The following is a 12,604-nucleotide window of genomic DNA, read 5'->3' on the forward strand; positions in this document are numbered from 1 at the left end:
GGGGGCCCAACTCAGGGGCGCCCCCCCGGGGGGGGGGGCCCCCCCTTCTGTCACGTCTCGTGCCCAGTGGCGCCCGGCCGGTGCGCGGCCGGCGCCAAGGGGGGCTTACTTGCCCTTGGCGGCTTCCTTGAGCTTCGAGCCCGCGGAGACCTTCACGCTGTAGCCGGCCGGGATGTTGATCGGCTCGCCGGTCTGCGGGTTACGAGCGGTGCGAGCGGCACGGTGGGTGCGCTCGAAGGTCAGGAAGCCGGGGATGGTGACCTTCTCGTCGCCCTTGGCGACGACCTCACCGATGGTCTCGGCGAGCGCGGCCAGCACGGCGTCGGCGTCCTTGCGGGTCACCTCGGCGCGGTCGGCCAGGGCGGCCACCAGCTCACTGCGGTTCATGTTCTTACTCCCGTGTTCTTTCTGCCTGTGAGGCGTGCCACGCGGCGGAGCCGCATGTTGGGCACAGCGAAGCCGATGCTGCCAGGGCCCTTGGACAGTCCCCGGACCCGGGTCTGCTGTCAGACCCTCGCGCCCGAATACGCATCCTGCCCCCACCAGCGGCGGGAAAGCCAATCCGGCACCCTCCGGAGTCACACGAAAAGCGCCACTGGCCCGTCCTGGTGACGTTGGGTCGATCATGCGGGACTCCCCGGAGCCGAATCGCCACCCTAAAGGCCGAAAGGGCAGGTGTACGGCTCCGGGCCCGCGCGGCGCGCCGCGAACTCGGCGGGAACTCGGCGCGCCGGCTCCCGAGGGTCCGGCTTCCGGGGGTCAGACCGACGACGGCGCGCTGGAGGGCACCGTCGTGCCCGCCGCCTTGGCGGCGTCGCGCACGGCGCCCGCGACCGCGCCGGCGACCTTGTCGTTGAAGACCGACGGGACGATGTAGTTCGCGTTGAGCTCGTCCTCGGTGACGACCCCCGCCAGCGCGGTCGCCGCCGCGAGCATCATCTCGGTGTTGACGGTGCGCGACTGGGCGTCGAGCAGACCGCGGAAGACGCCCGGGAAGACCAGCACGTTGTTGATCTGGTTCGGGAAGTCGGAGCGTCCGGTGGCGACAACTGCCGCCGTCTGGCGGGCGATTGCCGGGTCCACCTCGGGGTCCGGGTTCGCGAGCGCGAACACGATGGCGTCGTCCGCCATGGCCGCGACGTCGTCGCCGTTCAGCACGTTCGGGGCGGAGACGCCGATGAAGACGTCCGCGCCGACCACGGCCTCCTTCAGGGTGCCGGTGACGCCCTCGGGGTTGGTGTTGTCGGCGATCCAGCGCAGCGGCGAGTCGGGGTCGGCGGAGACGAGGTCCTCGCGGCCCGCGTGCACGACGCCGTGGATGTCGGCGACGACGGCGTGCTTGACGCCCGCCGCGATGAGGAGCTTGAGGATGGCCGTACCGGCGGCGCCGGCGCCGGACATGACGACCCGTACGTCGCCGATGGCCTTGCCGACGACCCGCAGGGCGTTGGTCAGGGCGGCGAGGACGACGATGGCGGTGCCGTGCTGGTCGTCGTGGAAGACCGGGATGTCCAGGGCCTCGCGCAGCCGCGCCTCGATCTCGAAGCAGCGGGGCGCGGAGATGTCCTCGAGGTTGATGCCGGCGAAGCCGGGGGCGATGGCCTTGACGATCTCGACGATGGCGTCGGAGTCCTGGGTGTCCAGGCAGATCGGCCAGGCGTCGATGCCGGCGAACCGCTTGAAGAGGGCCGCCTTGCCCTCCATGACGGGCAGCGCGGCCTTGGGGCCGATGTTGCCGAGGCCCAGCACGGCGGAGCCGTCCGTCACGACGGCGACGGAGTTGCGCTTGATGGTGAGGCGGCGGGCGTCCTCGGGGTTCTCGGCGATCGCCATGCACACGCGGGCGACGCCCGGGGTGTAGATCATGGAGAGGTCGTCACGGTTGCGGATGGGATGCTTGCTCGCCATCTCGATCTTGCCGCCGAGGTGCATCAGGAACGTACGGTCGGAGACCTTGCCGAGCACGACGCCCTCGATGGAGCGCAGCTTGCCGACGATCTCGTCGGCGTGCGCGGTGGACGTGGCGGCGATCGTGACGTCGATCCGCAGCTTCTCGTGGCCGGATGCGGTCACGTCGAGGCCGGTGACGGAGCCGCCGGAGGACTCCACGGCCGTGGTGAGCTGGGAGACCGCGGTTCCGCTCGCGGGCACCTCCAGCCGGACCGTCATCGAGTACGAGACGCTGGGCGCCGTTGCCATGGCCGAGTTCCTCTTTCCCTAGCTACGTTGCTGCGCCGCACCGGCGGGTGGCCGGGCGGAGCCCTCCGATGGTCGCACCTACCTGTGAGTAACAGGTAATAGCGGTCATTTAGTTTTCGGAGTTTCGGAAACTAACTTCCACCATACGAGAAAGTGGCCTCTTGGCGGAAGCCCCAAGATCGCCGGACCCAAAAAGCAGCAGGTCCGTGTCATCGTCTGATGACACGGACCTGCTGCTCATGAACGCGAAGGGTGGCACCGACCCGCCATGCTCGCCTCGCGGCAAGTGGTCGCTCGAAGCGACTAAGGTTGGGCCCGGGGGCTTGGATCGAGCCGGTGCCACCCCCAGGCTAACAAACCACCCCGGGAAGTGATTCCCCTACGACCGGTTGACGGCGAAACGCCGCGCGGATCAGTCCCGGAGCAGGTCCGGAACCCCGTCCGCGTCCGGGTCGTCGCGCCGCCCGGACACCACCGTCAGCTGCTGCGTCGCCCGGGTGAGCGCCACGTACAGCACCCGCAGCCCGGCCGGCGACTCGTCGGCGATCTCCGCGGGTGAGACCACGACGGTCGCGTCGTACTCCAGGCCCTTCGCCTCCAGGCTGCCCAGCGCCACCACCCGGTCGCCCAGCTCCTGAAGCCAGCGCGCCGCCTGCCGGCGCCGCTCCATGGCCACCACGACGCCCACGGTGCCGTCCACGCGGTCCAGCAGCCGCCGCGCCTCCTCCCGTACGAGCTCGGCGAGGTCCCCGCCGTCCGGCAGGGCCACGAAGCGGGGCTCCACGCCCGTCGAGCGGACGGCGCGCGGCGCCTCCATGCCCGGCATGGCGAGCGCCAGCACCTTCGCGGCGAGCTCGGCGATCTCGGCGGGGTTGCGGTAGTTCACGGTCAGCTCGAAGCGGCGGCGCGGCCGGGTGCCCAGCGCCTCGTCGCGCGCCTCGGCGGCCTCGTCCGGCAGCGGCCACGACGACTGGGCCGGGTCGCCGACCACCGTCCAGGTGGCGTGGCGGCCGCGCCGGCCCACCATGCGCCACTGCATGGGCGTGAGGTCCTGCGCCTCGTCGACGATGACGTGGGCGTACTCGGTGCGCTCCTGCGCCAGCCGCTCGGCCCGCTCGCGCTGCGTCTCCTCCCGTACGGGCATGAGCTCCTCGAGGCCCGTGAGCTGGTCCAGCGGGTCGAGCTCCCGCTTCCTGCGCGGGCGCGCCGGGGCGCCGAGGATCGCCTGGAGCTCGTCCAGCAGGGCCACGTCGTGCACGGAGAGCTCCGTGCGGCGCAGCGAGCGGGCCAGGCGCCGCACCTCGCCCGGGTTGAGCACCCGCCGGGCCCAGCGGCCCAGCCGCTTCTCGTCGGCCATGGCGTCGAGCACGCGGCGCGGCGTGAGCTCGGGCCACCAGGCGTCGAGGAAGGCGATGAAGCTGTCCTCCGTCGTCACGTCCTCGTCGAAGGAGGAGCGCAGCTCGGCGGCGAGCTCCGGGTCGCCCGGGTGGCGCGAGGCCGCGCCCGACTTGGCGTACAGCGCGTCGAGCAGCAGCTTGCGCGCCCGCGGGCGCAGCAGGTTCACCGGCGCGGTGCCGCCGAGCGCGTTGTGGCGGATCCGGTTCAGCTCGTCGGCCTCCAGCTCCAGGCGCCGCCCGAAGGCGACGACCCGCAGCCGCTCGGGGGCCCCGCCCTGTTCCAGGGCCCCGCGCGCGGCCTTCCGCAGCACCTTGAGCATCCGCGAGGAGCCCTTGACGCGGGCGACGGCCGGCTCGTCGTACACCGTCGCCTCGGCGCCGTCGACCAGGCTGCCGACCGCGCGGATCGCCACCTGGCCCTCCTCGCCCAGTGACGGCAGGACGCCCTCGGTGTAGGCGACCAGCAGCGGGGTCGGCGAGACGATCAGGATGCCGCCCGCGTACCGGCGCCGGTCCTGGTAGAGCAGGTAGGCGGCGCGGTGCAGCGCGACCGCCGTCTTGCCGGTGCCGGGGCCGCCCTCGACGTACGTCACGGAGGCGGCGGGCGCGCGGATGACGAGGTCCTGCTCGGCCTGGATCGAGGCGACGATGTCGCGCATGGTGTGGCTGCGGGCCTGGCCGAGCGCGGCCATCAGCGCGCCGTCGCCGATCACCGGCAGCTCGGCGCCGTCCAGTGTCGCGGTCAGCTCGGGGCGCATGAGGTCGTCCTCGACGCCGAGGACCTTGCGCCCCTTGGAGCGGATGACGCGGCGGCGTACGACCCGGCCGGGCTCGACGGGCGTGGAGCGGTAGAAGGGCGCGGCGGCCGGGGCGCGCCAGTCGATGACCAGCGGGGAGTAGTCGGCGTCGAGGACGCCGATGCGGCCGATGTGGAGGGTCTCCCCGATCTCGGCCGTGTTGTCCGGTCTGACGGCGTCGTCGGCGGGCTCGACGGAGGTGTAGGCGCCGTCGGGGCCCTTCTTGCCGTCCTTGCCGCGCAGCAGGTCGATGCGGCCGAAGAGGAAGTCCTCGTACTCGTTGTTCAGCCGGTTGAGGTGGATCCCGGCGCGGAACACCTGCGCGTCGCGCTCGGCGAGCGCGCCGGGTGTTCCGACCTGGCCGCGCTTGGCGGCGTCGTTCATCAGGAACTCCGCCTCGTGGATCTTCTCCTCGAGGCGGCGGTACACCTGGTCCAGGTGGTCCTGTTCGATACCGATCTCGCGGTCACGGACCGTATCGACACCACCGACGGCTTCCTGCGCGGCCACCGAGGCCCCCTTCTGACGTGCATTGGGCAGCCGTCGAGCCTACGCCAGCGGGACCGTGAATGTCAGGCGGGTACCGTCACGAGCCGGTTCCCTTCGAACGTCCGCACCTCGAAGTGATCGATGTCGTCGCGCTCCATGGCGGCGCCGCCGTGGACGTACAGCGGGTTCCTGGCCGCCTTGTCGGGGCTGTCCGGGATGCCGTACCCCCACTTCGGGACGGACCAGGAGGTGATGATCTCCTCCTCGCCCGTCTTGGAGACGGCGATCAGATTGCACTTGAGCGGGCCCTTGACGTTCTTGAGCTCCAGCACGGTGTGCGTGCCCCAGGCCTTGCGCTCGGTGCCGACGGTGGCGCTGACCTTGGTGGTGGCGTCGGTGGCGGACTCCTTCTGCTCCATGTGGTGGAAGAAGGCGTCCTCGGCCGGGCTGGTCGGGTGGGGGTCGAGGGCGACGGCGGGCCGCCGGTCGTCGCCGGAGGACGTGACGACCACCGCGGTCGCGGGCCCGGCGATGATCAGGGCGGCCGCGGCGGCGATCAGATACCGCGTACGGCGGCGGCGCTGGGCGCGCTTGGCGGCGACCTCGTCGACGATCCGGTCGAACAGCTTGGTCTCGCCGCCGCGCAGCGGCTCCGGCATGGGCAGGCGCACCGGCTGGGCGGACGGTCCGGGACCCTCCGCGAGCATGGCCAGCATGGGCTCCATCCCGGAGAACTCCTCCAGGTGGTGGGCGCACACCGGGCAGCCGGCCAGATGCACTTCGAAGGCGGTGGCCTCGGCGTCGTCGAGAATTCCGAGCGCGTACGCGCCGACGGCGTCGTGCACCGACTCGTTCTCGTACGTCGTCATGCCGAGATCCCCCTCTCCTCCAGCGCGAGCTTCATGGAACGCAGTGCGTAGAACACCCGGGACCGGACGGTCCCGCTGGGTATGCCGAGCGTCTCGGCAGCCTCGTTGACCGTACGCCCCTTGAAATAAGTCTCGACCAATACTTCCCGGTGGGCCGGGCTCAAATCGTCGAGCGCGTCAGAGAGCGTCATCAGCCACAACGCCTTGTCGATCTCGTCCTCCGCGGGCATGACCTCGAGCGGCGACGGGTCGACCTCCTGCGGCCGGGCCTGCCGGCTGCGGTGGCCGTCGATGACGATGCGCCGGGCGACCGTCACCAGCCAGGGTCGGACGGAGCCGGTTGCCCGGTTGAGCTGACCGGCGTTCTTCCAGGCACGGATGAGTGTCTCCTGTACGACGTCCTCGGCGCGCTGGCGGTCGCCCGCGACGAGACGCAGTACGTAGGCGAGCAGGGGGCCGGCGTGTTCACGGTAGAGCGCACGCATCAACTCCTCGTCCGGGACGGAGGTGTTGTCGTTGCGTGGCGGCACAGCGCGATGCCGGGCCCGATGCGCTCCCCGACGGTCATCGGCCACGGCGGCATCCTTGCGCACCTGCACCTCCCGGTCGAGACCCTGTCTGAGTCGTTGTCGTTCATGACTACGGAGGCGGGAGGGATTCTTCTCAACGCGCGGGGATTCTTTTTTCGTTCGGGTGTCGGGCTACCCCTGCGGGGGCGGGTCGTCGTGGAGGATCCGCTGGTAGAGGTGGTGATCGCGCCAGGCGCCGTCGATGTGCAGATAGCGCGGGGCCGTGCCGATCCGCTCGAACCCGCTCTTGGCCAGGACGCGTTGGGAGGCGGTGTTGTCGAGCACGGTCCCGGCCTCGATCCGGTGCAGCCCGAGTTCCTCGCGGGCGGCCCGGCACACCTCCCCGACGAGCCGGGTGGCCAGCCCGCGCCCGGTGTGCGCGGCGTCGACCCAGTAGCCGAGGAAGGCGCTGCGGAAGGGGCCGAGCGCGATCCCCGAGAGCGTGGCGCAGCCGACGACGTCCTCCCCGTGGAAGGCGAGCCACATCCGGCTGCCGGGCGCGGTGAGCCGGGCGCGCTGCTCCTCGGCGGTGTAGTACGCGTCGGGCCTGCGCGGCTCCCAGGGGCGCATGTGCGCGCGGTTGCGGGCGAGGGCGGCGGCGAGCGCGGGGGCGTCGGCGGGGTCGGCGGGACGGAGGAAGATCGTCATGCCGCCACGTTAAGACCTCGTGAAGGGCTTACACGTCCGCGTACTTGGCGTCGCCGCCGGGGTCCAGGGCCAGCCGGTAGCCGCGCTTGACGACCGTCTGGATCAGCTTCGGCGCGCCGAGGGCCGCACGGAGCCGGGCCATCGCCGTCTCGACGGCGTGTTCGTCGCGGCCCGCGCCCGGCAGCGCGCGCAGCAGGTCGGCGCGGGAGACGACCCAGCCGGGGCGGCGGGCGAGCGCGTGCAGGAGGGACATGCCCGCCGGGGGCACGGGCCGCAGGTCTCCGTCGACCAGGACCGCGTGGCCCCGGATCTCGATGCGCCGCCCGGCGACGGGCAGGGTCCGGGCGCGGGCCGGGAGCTCCTGGCACAGCAGCTGCACCAGCGGCCCGAGGCGGAACCGCTCGGGCTGCACGGTGTCGATGCCGTGCGCCTGGAGCGGCAGGGCGGTGACGGGTCCCACGCACGCGGCGAGCACCCCGTGGTGCAGCGCGTCGAGCAGCTCGGGCAGCAGGCCCCGGCTCTCGGCGCGGGCCAGCAGCGAGGCGCCCGCCGGCGCGCTGGTGAAGGTCACCGCGTCCAGGGAGCGGGCCACGGCCGCGTCGATCAGCCGGTCCAGGGGCGCGAGGTCCTCGGGCGGCATCCACCGGTAGACCGGGACGACCACGACGTCCGCCCCGGCGTCCCGCAGCGCCTCCACGAAGCCGGGCAGCGGCTCGCCGTGCAGCTGGAGCGCGATGCGCCGCCCGGTGATCTCCTGGGCGAGGAGCCGCTCCAGGACCTCCGCCATGGAGTCCGAGGCGGGCGACCAGTCCTCGGTGAGCCCGGCGGCCCGGACCGCGCCCTTGACCTTGGGGCCCCGGGCGAGGACCTGCGCGCCCCGCAGGCGGGCGAGCAGGTCGTCGCCGTACCCCCAGCCGTCCGCGGCCTCCAGCCAGCCGCGGAAGCCGATCGCGGTGGTGGCGACCACGATGTCGGGTGCCTGGGCGATGAGGCCCTTGGTGGCGTCGAGGAGCTCGGCGTCGTCGGCGAGCGGCACGATCCGCAGCGCCGGGGCGTGCAGGACGGACGCACCGCGGCGCTGCAGGAGCGCGCCGAGCTCGTCGGCGCGGCGGGCCGCGGTGACGCCGACCGTGAAGCCGGCGAGGGGGCCGTGGGCGGGACCGTGCGGGGGAGCCTGCTCTTGCTCGTGCATGACACCAGAGGGTGGCAAGGGTGCGTGACGGTCCTGGTTCGCCGATATTTCTCCCCCGTTACGGACGTCCCCGGCAGTCATGTCCCGCTCACACCTCGGAGTAGCTGAGCTGCCGCTGCGCCGGGACCTCGGCCGGACGGCGAAGGTATACCGCCCAGGTGACGGCCAGGCAGGCCGCGTAGTAGGCGAGGAAGGCGACGAAGGCCGCGGTGCCGGTGCCGCCCGCCTGGAAGGACTGCCGGAAGGCGAGGTTGATGCCGAGCCCGCCGATCGCGCCGACCGCGCCGATCAGGCCCATCGCGGCGCCGGAGAGCCGGCGCCCGTACGCGTCGGCCTCCTCGTTCGCGAGCCCGAGCCCGTACGCCTTCCGCGTGAAGACCGCAGGGATCATCTTGAACGTGGAGCCGTTGCCGATGCCGCTGAGCACGAAGAGCGCGGTGAAGCCGACCAGGAAGACGGGGAGCGACTCCGTGACCGAGGCGTAGACGACGACCCCGGTGGCCGCGGCCATGGCGGCGAAGGTCGTCAGGGTGATGCGGGCGCCGCCGTGCCGGTCGGCGAGGGCCCCGCCGAAGGGCCGGATCAGCGAGCCGAGGAGGGGCCCGAGGAAGGTGAGGGACGCGGCCTGGAGCGGCGTACGGCCGAACTGCGTCTGGAGGACGAGCCCGAAGGCGAAGCTGTAGCCGATGAAGGATCCGAAGCAGCCGATGTAGAGGAACGCCAGGATCCAGGTGTGCGGGGCCCTGACGGCCTCCTTGACGGCGCCGGTGTCGTTCTTCACGGGCGCGAGGTTGTCCATGTACAGCGCGGCGCAGACGGCGGCGACGACGATCAGCGGGATGTAGACGCCGAGCACGATCCGCGGGTGGGCCGCGCCGGCGACGCCGATGACCAGCAGGCCGACGAGCTGGACGACGGGCACGCCGATGTTGCCGCCGCCCGCGTTGAGGCCGAGGGCCCAGCCCTTGCGGTGGAGCGGGAAGAAGGCGTTGATGTTCGTCATGGAGGAGGCGAAGTTGCCGCCGCCGACGCCCGTGAGCGCGGCCACGAGGACGAAGGTGGTGTACGAGGTCCCCGGCTCCATCACCGCGAACGCCGCGCCCGTCGGCAGCAGGAGCAGCAGCGCGCTGAAGACCGTCCAGTTGCGGCCGCCGAAGCGGGCGACGGCGAAGGTGTACGGGACGCGGATCACCGCGCCGACCAGCGTCGCCACCGCGATCAGGAAGAACTTGCCGGCGGGGTCGATCCCGTACTCCGGTCCCATGAAGAGGACCATCACCGACCACAGCGTCCACACGGAGAACCCGATGTGCTCGGAGAAGACGGAGAAGTACAGGTTGCGCCGGGCGACCCGCTCCCCCTCCTCCCGCCAGAAGGTCTCGTCCTCGGGGTCCCACCGCTCGATCCACCGGCCGCGCATCGCGTACCTCCGCTGCTGTCGTCAGGTCCTGCCGTCCTGAATCCCGTCAGGACCCGACGCTAGGGAGGATGCGTTTCAGCCCGGTCATGTGACGTGACCGGGCTGAAACCTTGCTCTCACCGGACGTGGAGGACGACGGTGAGGAAGACCGTCGTCCGTTCACTTTGTGCCGCGCATCTGCAGCATGTCCTCCTGGGGGAGCCAGGAGCCGGGGGGCCTGGTCAGCCATCTCTCCCGCTCGGCGAGGTCGGCGGCCGCCGCGCGCAGCGCGTCCACCCCCGGGTGCTTCAGCCCCTTCCGCCACACCAGGGAGACGGGCGAGAGCGGTACGGGACGGACGAGCGGCCGCAGCACCGTGCCGGGCATCACCGGAAAGTCCACGCCGACCAGCACGGGTGTGCGGTGTTTCTCCATCACGCGCCGGAACTCCTCGTGACCGATGGCCACGGGCGCGGGGGGCGCGATCTTCACGCCTGTGCCCTCGAACAGGCGCTCCGCCAGGTCGGTCCACTCCCGGGTCCCGGGGTTGCCGGCGCCGGCGTACACGAACTCCCCCGCCAGCGCCGCCACCTCCACCTCGGCGCGCTCGGCGAGGACGTGGTCCTCCGGCACGAGCACGGCCATCGGCTCGTACCGCACGGGCTGTGCCGACAGCCGGGCGCGGACGGCCGGCTCCAGGCCCGCGAACCGCCCGAAGGACACGTCCAGTCCCCCGGCGAGGATCTTGGCGGCCGCGCCGGTCAGCCCGCTCTCGAACCGGGCCATCAGCTCGCAGTGGGGCGCCAGTTCGCGGGCGCGCGCCAGGACCCTGCCGGTGATCATCCCGTCGCTGTTGAGGTCCACGAGCAGCGGCCGCGCCTCGTCGACGAAGGCCGCGCCCAGCTCGTCGTACGCCGCCAGCACCGCCTGCGCGTACGGCACCAGCCGCTCGCCGTCCCCGGTGAGCGCCACCTGCCGCGTGGTCCGTACGAACAGCTCCGTGCCCAGCTCCCGCTCCAGCCGCCGGATGTCGCGGCTGAGCGCCTGCTGGGCGACGTACAGGCGGGCGGCGGCGCGGGTGAAATGGAGTTCGTCGGCGACGGCGACGAAGGCGCGCAGGAGTCGTGGGTCTATGTCGTGGGCCACGCGCCGAATTTACAACGCAGGTGCGTCAATCGGTCCCCATCAGGTGTTGGACCGCCGGACCCGGTGGCGGCGAGGCTCACGCCATGCCGCACTCCACCCTTTCGACCACCCGGCCGATGCAGCGCTACGCCCGGCTCTTCGCGCTGCCCGGCACGCGCGCGTTCACCGTCGGCAACCTGATCGCACGGCTGCCCATGGGCATCTTCAGCGTGAGCGCCGTCATCATGATCGCCGGGGCCTACGGCTCGTACGCCCTCGCCGGGGCCGTCACCGCGACCGGCCTCGCCGCCACGGCGGTCGTCGCCCCGTTCACGGCGCGGCTCGTCGACCGGTACGGGCAGGCGCGCATAGCCGTGCCCGCGACCCTGGTCGCCGCCCTCGGGCAGCTCACCATGATGGTGTGCGTCCACATCCACGCGCCCGCCTGGATGCTGTTCGCGGCGTACGCCGCGACGGCCACGATGCCCAACACCGGCGGCATGTCCCGCGCGCGCTGGGCCCACCTGTACCGGGACGACCCGGCGGCCGTCCACACCGCGAACGCCTTCGAGCAGGCGGCCGACGAGCTCTGCTTCATGCTGGGCCCGGTCCTGGCGGCCTTCCTGTGCGCCGCGCTGTTCCCGGAGGCGGGCACCCTGACCGGCACGGTGCTGCTGGTGACGGGTGTCCTGATCTTCGCAGCGCAGCGCTCCACCGAGCCGCCCGTCACACCGCGCACGGGCCGGGCCCGCACCCCGCTGCGTACGCCCGGCATGCCCGCGCTGCTGGCGGTGTTCCTGGCGACGGGCGCGGTATTCGGATCGATGGAGGTCGTCACGCTCGCCTTCGTGGACGGCCCGTCGGCCGGCCTCGTACTGGCTCTCCAGGCGGCCGGCTCCTGCGTGGCGGGCCTGGTGTACGGCTCGGCGGCGGCACCCGCCGGCGACGTCCGCCGCCGCCTGCTCGGCTGCCTCGCCGCGATGACGGCCCTGATGTCCCTGCCCCTGCTCGCGGCGTCCGGCACGAGCTCCCTGCTCGCCCTGGCGGGCGCCCTGCTGCTGGCGGGCATGGCGACGGCGCCCACGATGGTGACGGGCATGACCCTGGTCCAGCGCCTGACCCCGGCCGGGCAGCTGAACGAGGGCATGACCCTGGCCGTGACGGCCCTGCTGGGCGGCATAGCGGCGGGCTCGGCGGCCGGCGGCTGGACGATCGAACACGCGGGCGCGACGACGGCGTACACGGTCCCGATCACGGCGGCGGGCCTGGCACTGCTGCTGGCGCTGGCGCTGACGCGCAAGAGGGGGTGACCGGGGGCAATTTCCCGTACTGGCCGGTCACGACTGGAGGAAGCGGCATGATTTCGCCCACGTGCCCCCACATCCACCTCCAGGCCCCGCCCGAACAGGAGACCCGTGTCCGACAACACCACGCCCCTCCCCCCGGCACCCCCGGCCATGCCCCCCGGCCCGCCGCCCGCCAAGCAGCCCCGCCGCTTTACGGCCGGCGCCGTCAAGGCGATCGCCGCCACCGTCGCGGTCGCCTCCCTCGTCACCACCGCGGTCTTCACCGGCCTCATATGGGCGCAGCACTCCGACACGGTTGCCGAGTACGAGGGGCAGCACCGCCTCTACACGTGCGCCAGCGCCCACGCCGACCCCAAGACCTGGGGCGAGGACACCGACGGCCTGAACTGCCACGAGCTCTACGACATGTCCAAGAAGGCCTGGGACGACACCTACGGCGTCAACCACCCAGCCAACCGCCCGTCCGACGAGGACGAGGACGACACCGACAGCAGCACCGACACCACCGGCATGACGTACGAGGAATGCCTCTCCGACCCCGACACCACCCTCGCGGACTGCAAGGCCCTCTCCGACGCGCCGTGACCCACCCGGCCCCGGCCCCGGCACCCTG

At 72.3% G+C, this 12,604-nt stretch carries 11 protein-coding genes; 2 read left to right on the forward strand and 9 right to left on the reverse strand.

Translation table 11 applies throughout. From position 1 onward, the window contains the following. Positions 1-105 precede the first annotated feature (105 nt). The 9 genes from ABZX67_RS24025 to ABZX67_RS24065 form a co-directional block, all read right to left on the reverse strand. The gene (locus tag ABZX67_RS24025) at positions 106-387 is read right to left on the reverse strand and encodes an HU family DNA-binding protein (RefSeq protein WP_023588435.1); all 282 of its coding nucleotides are present in this window, start codon (positions 385-387) and stop codon (positions 106-108) included. A gap of 372 nt (positions 388-759) precedes the next feature. Further along, a complete protein-coding gene (locus tag ABZX67_RS24030; protein WP_355363454.1) occupies positions 760-2,199 on the reverse strand; it encodes an NAD-dependent malic enzyme in 1,440 nt (479 codons plus the stop codon). 412 nt (positions 2,200-2,611) lie between these two features. Then, positions 2,612-4,903 (reverse strand): UvrD-helicase domain-containing protein, encoded by a 2,292-nt coding sequence (locus ABZX67_RS24035; protein ID WP_355363456.1) that lies wholly within the window; start codon positions 4,901-4,903, stop codon positions 2,612-2,614. Positions 4,904-4,965: 62 nt separating this feature from the next. Further along, on the reverse strand, positions 4,966-5,751 hold the full coding sequence (locus ABZX67_RS24040; RefSeq protein ID WP_355363458.1) for a zf-HC2 domain-containing protein: 786 nt from the start codon (positions 5,749-5,751) through the stop codon (positions 4,966-4,968). Beyond that, positions 5,748-6,350, reverse strand: a complete 603-nt coding sequence (locus tag ABZX67_RS24045; protein WP_355363460.1) for a sigma-70 family RNA polymerase sigma factor — start codon at positions 6,348-6,350, stop codon at positions 5,748-5,750. Before ABZX67_RS24045 ends, ABZX67_RS24040 begins: the two co-directional genes overlap by 4 nt. 102 nt (positions 6,351-6,452) lie before the next feature. Further along, positions 6,453-6,968 carry a GNAT family protein gene (locus tag ABZX67_RS24050; protein ID WP_355363462.1) on the reverse strand — a complete coding sequence of 172 codons (516 nt, stop codon included), beginning with the start codon at positions 6,966-6,968 and terminating at the stop codon, positions 6,453-6,455. Positions 6,969-6,996: 28 nt separating this feature from the next. Further along, positions 6,997-8,160, reverse strand: a complete 1,164-nt coding sequence (locus ABZX67_RS24055; protein ID WP_355363464.1) for a uroporphyrinogen-III synthase — start codon at positions 8,158-8,160, stop codon at positions 6,997-6,999. A gap of 88 nt (positions 8,161-8,248) precedes the next feature. Beyond that, positions 8,249-9,580: a nitrate/nitrite transporter gene (locus tag ABZX67_RS24060; RefSeq protein WP_355363466.1), complete on the reverse strand. Its 1,332-nt coding sequence runs from the start codon at positions 9,578-9,580 to the stop codon at positions 8,249-8,251. A gap of 159 nt (positions 9,581-9,739) precedes the next feature. After that, positions 9,740-10,705, reverse strand: a complete 966-nt coding sequence (locus ABZX67_RS24065) for a LysR family transcriptional regulator (RefSeq protein WP_355363468.1) — start codon at positions 10,703-10,705, stop codon at positions 9,740-9,742. An 83-nt stretch (positions 10,706-10,788) separates the two neighbouring features. Between ABZX67_RS24065 and ABZX67_RS24070 the strand changes: the two genes are divergently transcribed. Beyond that, positions 10,789-11,994: an MFS transporter gene (locus ABZX67_RS24070; protein WP_355363470.1), complete on the forward strand. Its 1,206-nt coding sequence runs from the start codon at positions 10,789-10,791 to the stop codon at positions 11,992-11,994. 105 nt (positions 11,995-12,099) lie between these two features. Beyond that, positions 12,100-12,576, forward strand: coding sequence for a hypothetical protein (locus ABZX67_RS24075; RefSeq protein ID WP_355363472.1), 477 nt, complete (start codon positions 12,100-12,102; stop codon positions 12,574-12,576). The last annotated feature ends 28 nt before the right edge of the window (positions 12,577-12,604 follow it).

This window comes from Streptomyces sp. NPDC003036, from assembly GCF_040611175.1.
Lineage (GTDB): Bacteria > Actinomycetota > Actinomycetes > Streptomycetales > Streptomycetaceae > Streptomyces.

Bases quoted from the DNA above. Each gene is read 5' to 3' on its own strand.
- ABZX67_RS24060 (WP_355363466.1), bottom strand. From the start codon at position 9,580: ATGCGCGGCCGGTGGATCGAGCGGTGGGACCCCGAGGACGAGACCTTC.
- ABZX67_RS24050 (WP_355363462.1), bottom strand. From the start codon at position 6,968: ATGACGATCTTCCTCCGTCCCGCCGACCCCGCCGACGCCCCCGCGCTC.
- ABZX67_RS24055 (WP_355363464.1), bottom strand. From the start codon at position 8,160: ATGCACGAGCAAGAGCAGGCTCCCCCGCACGGTCCCGCCCACGGCCCC.
- ABZX67_RS24040 (WP_355363458.1), bottom strand. From the start codon at position 5,751: ATGACGACGTACGAGAACGAGTCGGTGCACGACGCCGTCGGCGCGTAC.
- ABZX67_RS24030 (WP_355363454.1), bottom strand. From the start codon at position 2,199: ATGGCAACGGCGCCCAGCGTCTCGTACTCGATGACGGTCCGGCTGGAG.
- ABZX67_RS24025 (WP_023588435.1), bottom strand. From the start codon at position 387: ATGAACCGCAGTGAGCTGGTGGCCGCCCTGGCCGACCGCGCCGAGGTG.
- ABZX67_RS24070 (WP_355363470.1), top strand. From the start codon at position 10,789: ATGCCGCACTCCACCCTTTCGACCACCCGGCCGATGCAGCGCTACGCC.